Source organism: Acinetobacter sp. H1(2024), from assembly GCF_046557555.1.
Taxonomy (GTDB): domain Bacteria; phylum Pseudomonadota; class Gammaproteobacteria; order Pseudomonadales; family Moraxellaceae; genus Acinetobacter; species Acinetobacter seifertii.
In genome coordinates this window covers 570,165-584,615 of sequence record NZ_JBKGFO010000001.1, presented here as the reverse complement: position 1 = coordinate 584,615, position 14,451 = coordinate 570,165, and the positions used below count along the sequence as shown (strand labels likewise).

General features: G+C 38.2%; 14 protein-coding genes. 6 read left to right on the top strand and 8 right to left on the bottom strand.

Annotated elements, in window-relative coordinates; genetic code table 11:
- Window positions 1-22: 22 nt before the first annotated feature.
- Genes ACLCEG_RS02775 through ACLCEG_RS02745 form a run of 7 tightly spaced genes read right to left on the bottom strand, consistent with a single transcriptional unit; the run spans window position 23 to window position 7,320 of the window.
- The gene (locus ACLCEG_RS02775) at window positions 23-682 is read right to left on the bottom strand and encodes a methionine ABC transporter permease (RefSeq protein WP_410565583.1); all 660 of its coding nucleotides are present in this window, start codon (window positions 680-682) and stop codon (window positions 23-25) included.
- Window positions 663-1,739, bottom strand: coding sequence for a methionine ABC transporter ATP-binding protein (locus ACLCEG_RS02770; protein ID WP_410565580.1), 1,077 nt, complete (start codon window positions 1,737-1,739; stop codon window positions 663-665). The genes ACLCEG_RS02775 and ACLCEG_RS02770 overlap by 20 nt, the downstream gene beginning before the upstream one ends.
- Window positions 1,740-1,744: 5 nt before the next feature.
- A complete protein-coding gene (locus ACLCEG_RS02765; protein ID WP_410565577.1) occupies window positions 1,745-2,578 on the bottom strand; it encodes a MetQ/NlpA family ABC transporter substrate-binding protein in 834 nt (277 codons plus the stop codon).
- Window positions 2,579-2,591: 13 nt separating this feature from the next.
- A complete protein-coding gene (locus tag ACLCEG_RS02760; protein ID WP_410565574.1) occupies window positions 2,592-3,422 on the bottom strand; it encodes a MetQ/NlpA family ABC transporter substrate-binding protein in 831 nt (276 codons plus the stop codon).
- 14 nt (window positions 3,423-3,436) lie between these two features.
- Window positions 3,437-4,849: an LLM class flavin-dependent oxidoreductase gene (locus ACLCEG_RS02755; protein ID WP_410565571.1), complete on the bottom strand. Its 1,413-nt coding sequence runs from the start codon at window positions 4,847-4,849 to the stop codon at window positions 3,437-3,439.
- The gene (locus ACLCEG_RS02750) at window positions 4,849-6,072 is read right to left on the bottom strand and encodes an SfnB family sulfur acquisition oxidoreductase (RefSeq protein WP_032048245.1); all 1,224 of its coding nucleotides are present in this window, start codon (window positions 6,070-6,072) and stop codon (window positions 4,849-4,851) included. The genes ACLCEG_RS02755 and ACLCEG_RS02750 overlap by 1 nt, the downstream gene beginning before the upstream one ends.
- Before the next feature lie 12 nt (window positions 6,073-6,084).
- Window positions 6,085-7,320 carry an SfnB family sulfur acquisition oxidoreductase gene (locus ACLCEG_RS02745; protein WP_191105352.1) on the bottom strand — a complete coding sequence of 412 codons (1,236 nt, stop codon included), beginning with the start codon at window positions 7,318-7,320 and terminating at the stop codon, window positions 6,085-6,087.
- Between the two features lie 345 nt (window positions 7,321-7,665).
- Between ACLCEG_RS02745 and ACLCEG_RS02740 the strand changes: the two genes are divergently transcribed.
- From ACLCEG_RS02740 to ACLCEG_RS02720, 5 genes are all read left to right on the top strand, one after another.
- Window positions 7,666-8,430 carry a glutathione S-transferase family protein gene (locus tag ACLCEG_RS02740; RefSeq protein ID WP_191105351.1) on the top strand — a complete coding sequence of 255 codons (765 nt, stop codon included), beginning with the start codon at window positions 7,666-7,668 and terminating at the stop codon, window positions 8,428-8,430.
- Window positions 8,431-8,969: 539 nt separating this feature from the next.
- Window positions 8,970-9,863 (top strand): amino acid ABC transporter substrate-binding protein, encoded by an 894-nt coding sequence (locus ACLCEG_RS02735; protein WP_004702139.1) that lies wholly within the window; start codon window positions 8,970-8,972, stop codon window positions 9,861-9,863.
- A gap of 91 nt (window positions 9,864-9,954) precedes the next feature.
- Window positions 9,955-10,797, top strand: a complete 843-nt coding sequence (locus ACLCEG_RS02730; RefSeq protein WP_004702137.1) for an amino acid ABC transporter permease — start codon at window positions 9,955-9,957, stop codon at window positions 10,795-10,797.
- Between the two features lie 2 nt (window positions 10,798-10,799).
- The gene (locus ACLCEG_RS02725) at window positions 10,800-11,477 is read left to right on the top strand and encodes an amino acid ABC transporter permease (RefSeq protein WP_004702135.1); all 678 of its coding nucleotides are present in this window, start codon (window positions 10,800-10,802) and stop codon (window positions 11,475-11,477) included.
- A gap of 13 nt (window positions 11,478-11,490) precedes the next feature.
- Window positions 11,491-12,234 carry an amino acid ABC transporter ATP-binding protein gene (locus ACLCEG_RS02720; protein WP_019458936.1) on the top strand — a complete coding sequence of 248 codons (744 nt, stop codon included), beginning with the start codon at window positions 11,491-11,493 and terminating at the stop codon, window positions 12,232-12,234.
- A gap of 51 nt (window positions 12,235-12,285) precedes the next feature.
- On the opposite strand, the gene ACLCEG_RS02715 is transcribed toward ACLCEG_RS02720, so the two are convergent.
- The gene (locus ACLCEG_RS02715; RefSeq protein ID WP_191105350.1) at window positions 12,286-13,602 is read right to left on the bottom strand and encodes a DcaP family trimeric outer membrane transporter; all 1,317 of its coding nucleotides are present in this window, start codon (window positions 13,600-13,602) and stop codon (window positions 12,286-12,288) included.
- A gap of 348 nt (window positions 13,603-13,950) precedes the next feature.
- Here ACLCEG_RS02715 and ACLCEG_RS02710 point away from each other — a divergent pair, with 348 nt between their 5' ends.
- Entirely contained in the window at window positions 13,951-14,421 is a 471-nt protein-coding gene (locus ACLCEG_RS02710) for an Lrp/AsnC family transcriptional regulator (RefSeq protein WP_002050132.1), read from the top strand.
- Window positions 14,422-14,451: the final 30 nt, after the last annotated feature.

Genomic DNA, 14,451 nt, shown 5'->3' with positions numbered 1-14,451 from the left:
CTAGAGCTGGGTTGTATTGCTTTTAAACTTTACGTTTATCAAGTTGCTGGGCTAATGCATCACCAGTCGCTTGTACTAACATGACTAAAACAATGAGCACAAAAATGACAGCCAACATAATTTGCATATCAAAACGTTGATAACCATATCGATAAGCAATGTCTCCTAAGCCACCTGCACCAATGGCACCTGCAATTGCTGATGAGTTAATCATAGTCACAATAGTCACGGTAAAGCCTGCCACAATACCCGGTAAAGCCTCGGGTAAAAGCACATGCCAAATAATTTGTTTACGGTTACAACCCATGGCTTGTGCTGCTTCAATTAAGCCTTGATCGACTTCACGTAAGCTAACTTCTGCAATACGGGCAAAGAAGGGAATTGCAGCAATAGTGAGTGGAACAACGGCTGCCCAAACGCCATAACTTGTACCCACAATCCAGCGAGTAAGCGGAATAAGTGCAACCATTAAAATTAGAAAGGGTACAGAACGAGTAATGTTGATGACCCAACCCAAAGCTTGATTAATCTTTTGTGACGGATGAATGCCGTGCTCAGAAGTGCTGACTAAAACAACAGCAATAGGTAAGCCAATTAAAAAAGCAATAAATGCAGATGCACCTACCATGAGTAAGGTATCTAGAGTTCCAGTAATTAATAAATCAATGAGCTGGTCTTGCATAGCCAAGTACCTCAAATTGTGCATTTGCTGTTAATACATCTTGTTGTATAGATGAAAGATCAATTTCTACGTTAGGAATACCAACTAAAAGCGAGCCAATAATATGCCCTTGAATGGTATCCACCTGACTTTGATATAAATTGACTGGTGCTTTAAATCTAGCAAGGAGTTCTTGAATATCCGGAACCTGATGTGCTTCCGCCTCATATTTCAGTTTTAGGATTATATGCGTCGAATTTTCATCCGGTAGAGGGCTGATTTTAAAAGGCAGGGTAATTTGCTCAAGGTTTAACAGTTCTTGAGTAATCTGTTGTTCTGGTCGTGAAAATACCGACCAAACTTGTCCAGCCTCTACAATCTCACCTTGATCAATCACCACGACTTGATCACAAATTTCTCGAATGACCTGCATTTCGTGAGTAATTAATACAATGGTGAGGCCAAGTTCCTGATTAATCTTTTTAAGTAAAGCCAAAATAGTGGCAGTACTTTCAGGGTCGAGTGCTGATGTCGCCTCGTCACATAGTAAAATTTCAGGGTGGTGAACAAGTGCACGTGCAATACCAACACGTTGCTTTTGTCCGCCAGAAAGTTGTGATGGATAATAGTTAGATTTATCTGCAAGACCTACGAGTGCCAGAACTTCATTTACGCGCTCATTGATATCTGCTTTGTTATAATTGGAAACTTTCAAGGGCAAAGCCACATTTTCCCAAACTGTTTTTGCAGACATCAAATTGAAATGTTGAAAAATCATTCCAATACGCTGGCGGGTTTGAATGAGTTCAGCATGACTCAATTCAGCAATATTTTGTTGATGAATATGAATGCTGCCAGTATTTACTTGTTCTAAACCATTTAATGTGCGAAGTAAGGAAGATTTTCCCGCACCACTTTTACCAATAATGCCTAAAATCTTACCTTGTGGGATATCAAGGTTAATCTCTTTTAACGCATGCAGTTTTTGACCTTGAGATTGGTAAAACTTATTTAAACCACGAATTTTGATATGAGGTAGAGAAAAATCAACTTGTGATCCAAAACTCACCATTGCCATTCTCCTTATTTCCAGCCTTGAAACCACAAACCTTTACCAAAGTCTTTATCCAGAATGTCTTGTGCTTGTTTTGAGTTCTGGAATGCTTTAACAAAGGTTGCAAGTTTTTGGTTTTTGTCTTGGTAATCGCGACGGGTCACAAACAAAATTGCATATTTTTTATCGATTGGATCTAAAAATAATGCGCTATGTGGGTCGGTTACCTTTGCCATTTTTAAGTAGTGAGGGAAGCCGAAAATTAAATCGACATCATTATATGCATGTGCGGTTTGAGGACCTTCAACTTCAACAAAGCTCAGCTGTTTAGGATTAGTAATAATGTCTTGGGTTGTTGAGAGCTCATTATTTATATCTTTAAGCTGAATTAAACCTGCACGGTGCAATAAAATTAAAGCACGAGCTAAATTGACGGGATCATTTGGAATAGCCACACGTGCTTTTGAAGGTAATTCTTCAAGTGACTTATATTTTTTTGAATATAAACCGACATGACTTCCTGAGCCCACACCAAATGCATGTAAGTCATAGCCCGTTTCTTTAACAGCATTACGTAGAAATACGCTTTGCTGGAAAAAATTTGCATCAATATCACCGTTTTGTACGGCAACGTTTGGTGCCCGCCAATCAGAAAATTCAACAAGCTTGACATGAACGCCTTGCTTTTCTACTTCATTGGCAACGCTTTGTAATAGCTCAGCATAAGGCGGGCTAATGCCAATCGTTAAAACATCGTCGACTTGTTTATTTTTAATATAACGGTAACCGACGAGGCCCAGAACTACGATTAAAATCGTAATTCCGAGTAACCAAGGCTTATGCTGTTTGAACTGAATCGCCATAATCTTTCCGTTATTACTTCCAGCCAGGGAACCAAAGTTTTGGCCCAATTTCAGCGTCTAACACAGCTTTAACTTTTGGCGAGTTTTGATAGATCTCAACAAATTTCTTTAATTTGTCGCCCTTATCTTGATAGTCATCACGCACTACAAACAAAATGGCATAACGTTTATTGGTATTGTCATCCAGTAAAAGCGCACTTTCAGGGTCAGCTGTTTTTGCTAAGCGCAAGTAATGTGGGTAGCCAAAAGCCAAGTCAACATCATCAATTGCACGAGCAGTTTGTGGTCCTTCAACCTCGATGAATTGCAAGTTTTTAGGGTTTGAAACAACATCTTTAAGTGCAGATAAATGGTTGTTTGAATCTTTAAGCGTAATTAATTTAGCTTGCTGTAAAAGTAGTAGGGCACGACCTTGATTCACTGGATCATTTGGAATGACTACACGTGCGTTTTGTGGCAATTCATCAAGGCTTTTATATTTCTTTGAATAAAGTCCCACATGTGATGCTGCACCTACTGCAAATGCTTTTAATTTAAAGCCAGTTTCTTTAATTGCATTGTCTAAGAAAGGTTGATGCTGGAAAAAGTTCGCATCAATATCCCCATGATTTAAAGTAATGTTTGGTGTATTCCAGTCAGAAAATTCGACAAGTTTTACATTTAAACCTTGTTTCTTTGCTTCATCGGCAGCAGCTTGTAAAGGTTTTGCAAATGGTGGACTAATGCCAATCACAAGTTCATTTGAGCCACTTTGACGATGTTTATTCCATAAGAATAAAGCAACAAAAAGGACTACAACGACTAAGCCTACGCCTAGCCATTTTTTAGAGGCTGTTTGAGCCATGTCTATCTCCAAATTTAAGCGGTTATTTCTTCAATTTTTGTTAGGTTTTTGCTGTTGTTATAGGGACTACATCGGAACGCTTGAACAGGGTGCTGTTCTGGTAATTGATCACCCCGATTAAAAATTTTGTTCCGTAGTGAACCCGCTTTATATGCAGTTTTATAGCGACCACGTTGTTGTAGCTCAGGAATAACCAAGCGAATAAAGTCGTGGTGAGACTCAGGTGCAACTGTACGTGTCAAATTAAAGCCATCAATATCTGTCTCATCTAAAAGATGAATTAAGTATTCAGCAACTTCTTCGCCACTACCCACGATGAGGGGATAACGACCACCTAGAACATGCTGAGCTTTTAAGTCATTTTTTGTGATTTGTTGCTCTTTAAACTTTTCGGTAATCGAAACAATACTGTTACTTTTTTGGTAAGGAATCGCTTCATCGTCAGCAAACTTACTTAAGTCAATGCCTGTTGAACTCGCATAATGCGCTAAGCCTGCTTCAGGGCTCGCATACTGACGATATTCATTAAGTTTCTGTACAGCGAGATCATGTGTTTCGGCAACAACAACGGTTATACCGACAAACACTTTAATGTCATCCGCTGAACGGCCTTGCTGTTCTGCAAGAGCACGAATCTTTTTCACTTGTTCACGTATTTTTTCGGGTTTGTCACCGCCAATAAATACACATTCAGCATGACGAGTCGCAAATTGCATACCTTTTGGTGAAGCACCTGCTTGAAATAGTGTTGGGGTGCGTTGCACAGAAGGAGACACCTGAAATACACCTTCACTTTGGTAGTATTTTCCGTGATGGTGAATGGTGTGAACTTTAGATGGATCTGTAAAAACACGCTGTACTTTATCTTTTTTAACGGCGTCGTTTTCCCATGAACCTTCCCAATATTTATAGCAAAGCTCTAAAAATTCTTCGGCTTGTTCATAGCGAGCATCGTGGTCTTTTAAACCTTTTTGACCAATTAAGCGTTCCGCACTATCTAGATAACCCGTAACGATATTCCAGCCAATACGACCTTGAGTTAAATGGTCGAGACTCGCAAAGCGGCGTGCAAATTGATACGGATGCTCATAGCTTAAGTTCACAGTGACTCCAAAACTTAAGTTTTGAGTAACTGCTGCCATAGCTGAAATAAGTGTAGATGGGTCATGGCTCGGAAGCTGAATGGACTCTTTTAAAGTCAGATCAATACCATTTTGATAGACGTCATACACACCTGTAATGTCTGCAATAAATAAACCATCGAATAAACCACTTTCTAAGGTTTTGGCTTGTTCTGTCCAATAGCTCAGTTCATTAAAGCGGTGTGATTCATCACGTGGATGTGTCCATAAACCATGATTGATATGCCCAACACAGTTCATATCAAAGGCATTGAATAAAATCTCTTTCGCTTTGAAATCTGCCATTACAATGTCCCCCGACGAGGTGGTAGAACACCGTTAAGAACATAGTTCCCAATAAAGTAATATTTCCATCGTGCGGCATCATGTAACGTATGCACACGTGCATTGCGCCAGAAACGGTCTAAGCCGTCTTGTGACTGACTACCACGGCTCCCTGCAAGTTCAATCAGCTTAGATGATGCTTTGAGTGCGATATCAGTACTATGAGCACGTACTTTGGCAACATCGATGGATGCTTTAGCAATGCTTTCAGGTGTGGTTTCAATTTTTGCGGCATCAATTGATTGAGCTGCTTGTTTTAATAACACTTCACTTGCTCGTACATCTACCGCAATGCGTCCTAATTCATAAATTGTTAAAGGATCTTGATTTGCAGTTTCTACATTTGAATCAATCCATGGGCGCGCTTGATGCACTCTTTGCAAGCTTTCTTCAAAGGCTCCACGTGCAATGCCTACCTCAATTGATGCATGCATGATTTGGGCAAAAGGGCCGACTAAGGTTGGTTGTAAAAATGCAGTATCAAAAGGAATGACATCATCTGCATCTACAAAAACCTGATCAAATTTAACTGTACCGCTGCCTGTGGTTTTCTGTCCAAAGCCAGACCAGTCATCAACAAGTTTTAATCCTTGTGAACCACTTTTTACAAATGCCAGATACTCTCGACCTGCATCATCTAAAACTAAGGTTGGAATACGGTGAGCAAATAAACTTCCTGTGCAGTAAAACTTTTCACCCTGAATGAGATATCCATTTTCATGCGGACGAATATTGGTTTGTTTATGGGTTGAAGTTTTGGTTTTAAACTCAGCAAGTGCATTACCAAAGCGAGTGCCATTTAAAACTTCGCCGTATAAACGTTGTTTCTGAGCTTCTGTGCCCGTATTACGTAATACCTCTAATGCATAAAAATGGTTTTGTGGAATTTGTCCGATTGAACCATCGGCACCACTTAAAAGCGCAATTACTTTGGCAACGGTATGGCTTGAAACTTCCGCACCTCCATATTGCTTGGGTACTGTAATTGCCCAAAGTCCAGACTGGCTCAAGGCATCAATTTCGGTATACGGTAAAATTCGTTTAGCGTCTCGCTCAACTGCGGTTTTTTTAAATTGTTCGGCAAATTGTTTGGCGACTTCTAAAGCTTCAGCATCATTTTGAATAATATGTGCTTGACCAGATGCCGATGTTTGTTTGGTTTGAACCGATTGATATGAAGTCATGACAATTGCTCCTTAAATCCAGGCATGGCGGGCAGGGAAATGACCATTAAGGTAATAATTGCCAATGGCATGTAATTTCCAGCGAACAGGGTCGTGTAGGGTATGTACACGGGCATTTCGCCAATGTTGATCTAAATTGTGTTGGCTTAAGCTTGAACGGCTACCACCTAGCTCTAGTAGTTTTTCAGAGATTTGTAGAGCCGCATCATTGGCGTAGACTTTTGCTTCCGCAACCAAAATTGAAGCTTTAGCTACTTGTTCATCAGTCACATTTTCAAGTTGGTCAAGTTCATCTAAATATTCAGCAGCTTCATCAAGCAGTAAAATTGCTGCGTCGAGTAAAATATTTAACTTACCCACTTCTTGCAGTGTGTAATGTTCAAAGCTGGCTTTTTCAACATTTGCATCAATAATTGGGCGTGCTTTGTGTATAGTCGATAAAGTATCTTCAAAAGCAGCTTCCGCAATACCGACATCAATTGCCACTTGTAATAACTGCGAATACGCACCGCGATAGGTAGGAACTTGTGTCAATAAGCGTTCATCAAAAATAAGATCAGGATTAACTTCAACTTGATTTAATTTAACTGTACCACTCGCTGTAGTACGCTGACCAAACCCATTCCAGTCATTAATAACTTCAATACCTTGAGCATCACGGTTAACAATGACTAAGACAACATGGCCTTCAGGATGAATCGCTTTAATTGCGAGCCAATGCGCAAAGCTTGTTCCTGTCGAATAAAACTTTTCGCCGTTTAAAATATATTTTCCATTTTCAATGGTAAGGGTAGTTTTTAGTGTTTTTGAGTCATGTGTATTACGCTCTGGACCACCGTTGGCAAGACGTTTGCCAGCTAATATTTCTGAAAAGATAAATTGTTTTTGTTGTTCTGTACCCATGATTTCAATCAGGTTCAACAGGCTAATCTGATTTTGTGGAATTTGACCAACATTGGCATCGCCTTTACTTAAAATACGGAAAACTTGTGCCAGTGTTTTATTGGAAACAAATGCACCGCCATATTTTTTTGCAATGCGAATTCCACCTAAACCTTTTTGGCTAAAACTTTCAATTTGCTCATAAGGAAGTTGGCGTTGTTGATCACGTGTATTACGACCCTCTAAAGCAAAATCAGCCACTTGATAAGCAGCATTAATCGCTTGTTGATCATTTTGAATGACTTGGACGTATGCCGTCGTTTTAGATAGAGAATTAGACATAATGACACCTTGTATTGCTGTCATTACCTTACAAAAGAAATATTTTTCCACTAAACGAGGACTTATGCTCAGCTTATGAATAAAAATGCAAAGCACTTTTTTTGATTTTTAATAGATAAATAGAGATATAGAAACATATTAAAAATCAAAGAATTATGATTTTTATTTGCAAAATGAATTACTAAAGCCTTTTTAATATGAAAAAGAGCTATAAGTACGGTAAAAAAAGATATAAAAAATATAGACCTAACTGTCAGTGAAAAATGAGCACAATATCCATTGTTTTCATTAAAAATAGCTTCTAAAGTATCTATTTACCGAAGACGATTTTTGTACGAATAGTCAAATAAAAATAAACATGGAGATTTTATGCGGGTTTTGTATCAGTTTCCTTTATCTCATTATTGTGAAAAAGCTCGCTGGTTGTTAGACCATAAAGAACTTGATTACGTTGCACATAATTTGATTCCTGGCTTTCATCGTGCTTTTGCACAACTCAAAACAGGGCAAAACTTATTGCCGATTTTGAAAGATGACCATCGCTGGATTGCTGAATCAACTAAAATTGCGCTTTATCTGGATGATACTTATCCAGAACATGCACTTTTACGCCGTGATGAGCAACTTAGGCAGCAAACACTTAAGATTGATAGTTTGGCAGATGAACTGGGTGTGCATGTACGTCGTTGGGCACTAGCGCATACTTTAGCCCATGGCGACCATGCTCTCGAGATTATGATGGGCGAACAAGGTTACTTGCGTCAGTTTGAAAAAATATCAAAACCTTTCCTCAAAACTTTAGTAAAAAAGAACTATAAGCTTGAAGGGGAAGTGGTGAGCCAGTCAAAAGAGCGTATGGATGAACTCATCAGTGAGCTGAATCAGTACCTTATTGAAAACCAAGGACGTTATATGGTTGGAGACCGATTAAGCCTCGCTGATATTTCAGTATGTTCTATGCTTGCACCTTTATTAGAAATAAAAGGTACGCCATGGGAACCCGAAGAGGATGAAGAGGTGTCTCCAGAGTGGAGCAATTATCAGAAAGCTTTACTTGATTTGCCCCTTGGACAATATGTTTTAAGAATATATCAAACAGAAAGAAATGCACGCGTTGATTGGCGAGGCATTTAATCTATAGGTTTTATAAAAAAGCTCGAAATAAATCGGGCTTTTTTTATATTTGTAGAAATATTTTAATTGTAAAAAACATTACTATAAATTTTATAAATGAATTTTATTAAAACATTTTTATTTATTATTTTGAGGTTGGTTTTGTTTTTTAATTACAAACTTAGACTTTTAGTCTAAATGCCTAATAAAATTAATTTTTCTTTTTATTAATAAAATAGTTTTTCTAAAAACAGTTTTTAGAAAAAATTAAGCCACTTTATTGTGCATGTGTTTACAATGTAATCAAAAATTGCCACATTTAAGTGTAATTAGATGAGCTTAATAATAGACAGAAGATTAAAATATAGATTAAAGTAGAAACATGTGAGCAGTTTTAAAGGTATTAACTCTGCGAAACAGATAAATAATAAGTGAAGCAAATGGATGAAGTCCTACTTGGAAAAGTTGGCTCGATAATTGCAATTTAATAATAAATCACTTTATTTCTCTATAAGAATGATTCTGTAGACAAATAGAGGAATGATCATCAAGGAGTTCTTATGAAACGTTCTGCAACCTCTCTCATTGTTTCAACAATTATGCTTTGTACGGTTGGTGCTACTTCTCAAATTCAGGCAGCAGACACATTAGCAAAAATCAAAAGTACTGGAAAAATCGTTATTGGTCACCGAGAATCATCCGACCCAATTTCATACGTTGTTGGAGGTAAACCAGTAGGTTATGCAGTCGACATTTGTAACCAGTTCGCAAATGATATTAAGAAAGAATTGAAAATGCCTGGTTTAAAAGTTGAATACAAGGCAGTCACTTCATCAACACGTATTCCTGAGCTTTTAGCAGGAAATATTGATATGGAATGTGGTACGACTACAAACTCAAAACAGCGTCAGCAACAAGTTGGTTTTTCAACGAACTACTATGCAACAGAAGTGCGCATGGCTGTTAAAGCAAACTCTGGTATTAAAAGTCTAGCTGATTTAAATGGTAAAGCAGTGGTTACGACTCAAGGTACAACATCTGACAAGTACATTAAAATGAATGAAAAAGGTCAGTCACTTAATGTACAAAACATTTATGGTAAAGATCATTCTGACTCATTTGCCATGATGGCATCTGGTCGTGCCGCAGCATTTGTAATGGATGACAATATCTTAGCTGGTCTAATTGCTAAGTCATCTACACCAAAAGCATTCGCAATTGTAGGGCCGGTACTTTCGTCAGAACCTTATGGCATCATGATTGCAAAAGATGATCCAAAATTTAAAGCAGTTGCCGACCGTACCGTAAATAATTTATGGAAAACTGGTCAAATGGACGCTTTATATAAGAAATGGTTCTTATCTCCAATTCCACCAAAAAATACTAATTTAAATATGCAGCCAAGTGCATCTTACAAAAAGCTTAAAGCCCACCCAACAGATGCAGGGATCTAACGTTCCTTTTGTCCTAAATTTACTTGTGCAAGTGTAAAACCTCATTTGCACAAGTGGTCTATTTTCTAAGATATTCATTTAAGGGGCAAACATGTCAGTCGGCTCGCTAAACTGGACTATATTCTGTGCGGAGTCTAATGAATATGGTGTCGATAAAGCCGCATGGGCAGAATCAGTTTGTAAAGTCATTGGTAGCTCTAGCTACAATGCTTATTCTGAGGCGCCCACATGGTTACAAATGTTAGGTTCTGGTGTCTTTACTATGGTATGGACTGCTGTTGTAGCCTTTCTTATCGCATTTTTATTAGGTTCTCTCCTCGGGGTAATTCGTACTTTACCCAACAAACCGCTTGCATTTATCGGCAACTGTTATGTCGAAATATTCCGTAATATTCCTTTAATTGTACAGTTATTCTTCTGGGCTTTTGTATTCCCAGAGTTCTTACCAGATAGTTTAAGTGCTGGAAGTGGAGACGTTGTAGCAGGTGGATGGTGGAAAAACCTTCTAAATCATCATCCTGCTGTTATTGGTGTTTTTGCTTTGGGACTATATACCGCAGCACGTGTTTCTGAGCATGTAAGAGCGGGGATTAACACAGTTTCTCGCGGACAAAAGTTCGCAGCTTCTGCAATGGGTTTTACAACGGCGCAAAGTTATCGTTATGTGATTTTACCGGTTGCATACCGCACTGTATGGCCAACTATTACTTCAGAAGCAATGAACGTTTTTAAGAACTCAGCAGTTCTATATGCGTTAAGTGTTTTGAACTTCTTCGCTTATACCAAAACCATGCGAGAAGAGACTTCTCAGGACATTATCATTCTTATTCTGTCTACACCGGTTTATTTAATCATTACCTACACTATTAAATTTGTGATGGCATGGATTGAAAAACGTATGGCTGTACCAGGTTTAGGTTCGGGAGGAAAATAATTATGGATTTTTCTCTATTACATAATCCTGATGTTATTGCTGCTCTCAAAGAAGGTTTTATCTTCACGCTTACGGTAACGGTACTTGCGATGATGGGAGGAATCCTGATTGGAACTCCATTGGCAATGATGCGTTTATCTAACAGCGCAATCGCAAGTAACTTTGCGAAGTTCTATGTCGATCTATTTCGTGGTATTCCATTAATTCAGGTCATCTTTATTTTCTATTTTTTGTTGCCGAAAATATTTGAGTTTCAATCAGATACTTATTGGGGGCCATTATTTTCGAGTGTTGTGACCTTTGCGATTTTTGAAGCTGCTTTTTTCTCGGAAATTGTACGTTCTGGTATTCAGTCTATTTCCAAAGGTCAGGTCAATGCAGGCTACGCTTTAGGTTTTACCTATGGTCAATCTATGCGTTATGTGGTGTTACCACAGGCCTTCCGTAATATGCTCCCGGTATTACTTACTCAAACCATTATTCTCTTTCAGGATGTGTCATTAGTCTATGTGATTAGTGCACCAGACTTCTTAGGTCGTGCAGATACATTGGCGAATACCTATGGTCCTGAAACAAAAGCAACATTCTACTTAATCGTCGCTGTGGTGTATTTCTGTAGCTCGTTTGTACTATCGCAATTAGTCAAACGCTTACAGAAAAAAATTGCCATCATTCGCTAATTGGAGATTTTAAATGCCAATGATAGACATCCAACATATCTCTAAATGGTATGGTGATTTTCAGGTTTTAACAGATTGCACGACGAGTATTGAAAAAGGTGATGTCGTTGTTGTTTGCGGGCCATCTGGTTCAGGAAAATCAACGCTCATTAAAACTGTAAATGCTTTAGAACCATTTCAGCAAGGTGACATTATTGTTGATGGGGTTTCATTAAAAGATCCAAAAACTGATCTTGCAAAATTCCGTTCTCGCGTAGGAATGGTGTTTCAGCACTTTGAACTTTTTCCGCACATGACAGTTTTGGAAAATTTAACGATTGCTCAAGTGAAGGTATTAAAACGCTCAGTTGCTGAAGCTCGGGAAAAGGGACTTAAGTATCTGGAACGAGTTGGGTTACTTGCGCATAAAGATAAATTTCCAGGACAACTTTCTGGTGGACAACAACAACGTGTTGCAATTGCTCGCGGGTTATCTATGGACCCAGTCTGTATGTTGTTTGATGAACCTACTTCGGCACTCGACCCTGAAATGGTAGGAGAAGTGCTTGAAGTGATGGTACAACTTGCAAATGAAGGTATGACCATGATGTGTGTTACTCATGAAATGGGTTTTGCTAAACGAGTATCGAACCGTTTAATTTTCATGGATGAAGGCAAAATTCTTGAAGATTGTCCAACCAATGAATTTTTTGATAATTTAGAGGCTCGTCACGAGCGCGCTAAACTTTTCTTAGAGAAAATTCAGGCAATGCATTAATTGTGACAATAAAAAAAGAGCCTTTAAAGGCTCTTTTTTTATATCTAGCTATTAGAAATTATATTTAGCAAGTAAATTTATACGTGAGTAATCGCCTTTATCACCTGCAAATGTTTCACGCTGACCGTAAGTGTATTCTGCACCTAAGTCAATGTTCTTAACTGGATTCCAGATTAAATTAACCAGCGCATTATAAATTTCTTTGTTATAGCTGGTGTTATTTAAATTAGTATTGGCATATGTGCTGTCATCTTTATACTGAACTCCGCCAATTGCGAAAGTAGAACGTAATATTGGATTCCATTTGCGTTGATAGCCAATAACAGCGCTATCAAATTCTCCTAAGTTGATATCTTGACTAACTGTGTCATATGCATAAGCAGAGTTGCTATAAGATAAATATCGACCATCGCCTTTAACATGATAGTAATTCGCCATAACACTATCTTGAGGGGTAATATCATACTTTCCGCCTATGCCGACACCCCAACCAAATTTTTCTTCAGATGAACTATCTTTAGGTGCGACACGGTTTTCGTGAGCAAGCCCATGAAGTTGTAATAAGCCTTTATTATCGGCAGTTTTAAAATCATAACGCGTTGTTAGAGCAGGGAAACGGCTTCCACCCGCAACATTTCCTACTTTTTCAACATCGCCACCTTCTAAAGCAAATAAGATTTTTTGTTGCGCATCAATCGGCTGGGTATAGCGGACTTGTACGGTACGGGTTGTTCCTGTGCCCACTGCACCTGTAAAGTCTAATGTTTCTGGAGATGTATCGGTATTTACGAAAGGTGAAGTCGTTTGACCTGCTAACCATTTACCTAAAGACATATAAGCATGGCGTACACGGAAAGTTCCACTGCCATTGTCGCCATTACCCCCCATAAAGTCGGCTTCAATTTTTCCGGTTAAATCACCATATTGGGTAGGTCGAAGAATATCTAGACCAATACGTGTAGTTGCAGCAGATACATTTAAAGAATCTTGTCTTGGATCATCTTTATTTAATGGGTAATTGGCTGCATTTGAAATGCTTCCATTTGAACCTTTAAAGTCATAAGTTGCATCTACTCGTACGTTTCCATAGAGCTTAACTTGAGTTTGTCCATCAGGCATTTGCATCCATCCAGGTTTGCCTTGTGGAGCAGGTGGATTTGCCACAGTTGCAGTTTGTGGAGCTGCTGGAGTATTAGCTGCAAGTGCTGTTTTTTGCTGACTTGATAGTTGCTGAACCAGTTGTTTTAATTCACCGACCTCTTTGCGTAAAGCATCTACTTCTGCATCAGTAGCAGCATGGGCTGGCACCATTATACCTGTTAGGCTAACAGCACTCATGGCAAGAACTAAAGTTTTGATTTTTTTCACAGGTATTCCCCACATCGGATATAAAATTTTTCCAATATCTGCATATCAAAAACAGTGCCAACTTTTTGAAATTCTGAAAAGTAATTGATTTTATTTAGAAAATACTCATTATTCTTAAAGAACATATTGTTTTACTAATGTGTTAAATGAAAAACTGAAAGGATATAAGGCTATAAACCATTGCAAATGCGCTATAAACGTCATACTACTGCACAGTTAACAGGCACAGATTTGAGTCAACATATTGAAGTAAAGCTTAATTCTTTTTTTAATCGTGTTTGATTTTTAACGTAGACTTGGCTTTAGGATATACTGTTCACTTATAAAGAGTACTGATTGGAGAAAAGAATGGAGTTAGACCGTTTTGATAAACAAATTCTGGAAATTTTGTCTCATGAAGACCTGAATTTGAATGAGCTCTCAGAACGGATTAATCTTTCAGTTAGCTCTGTTCATCGCCGCATTAAGCACTTAATTGAAGCTAATATCATGGGACAGCTTAAAAGAGAAATTAACTTTAGCAAATTGGGTTTTACCTTGCATATTTTGCTACAAGTCTCTTTAAGTAAACATGATAGCGAGACCTTCGATAAATTCCTTTCTGAAATTGAAGCTATTCCTGAAGTTACAAATGCATTTTTAGTCACTGGTCAAAGTGCCGACTTTATTCTTGAATTGGTCGCACGTAATATGGATGACTACAGCGAAATTTTATTAAGACGGATTGGTAAAATTGACAATGTCGTCGCTCTACATTCGAGCTTTGTGATTAAAGAGTACAATGTGTTTAACTGTTATAACTTATTAAATAAGCTATAAAAAAACGCACCAATCGGTGCGTTTTTTAAT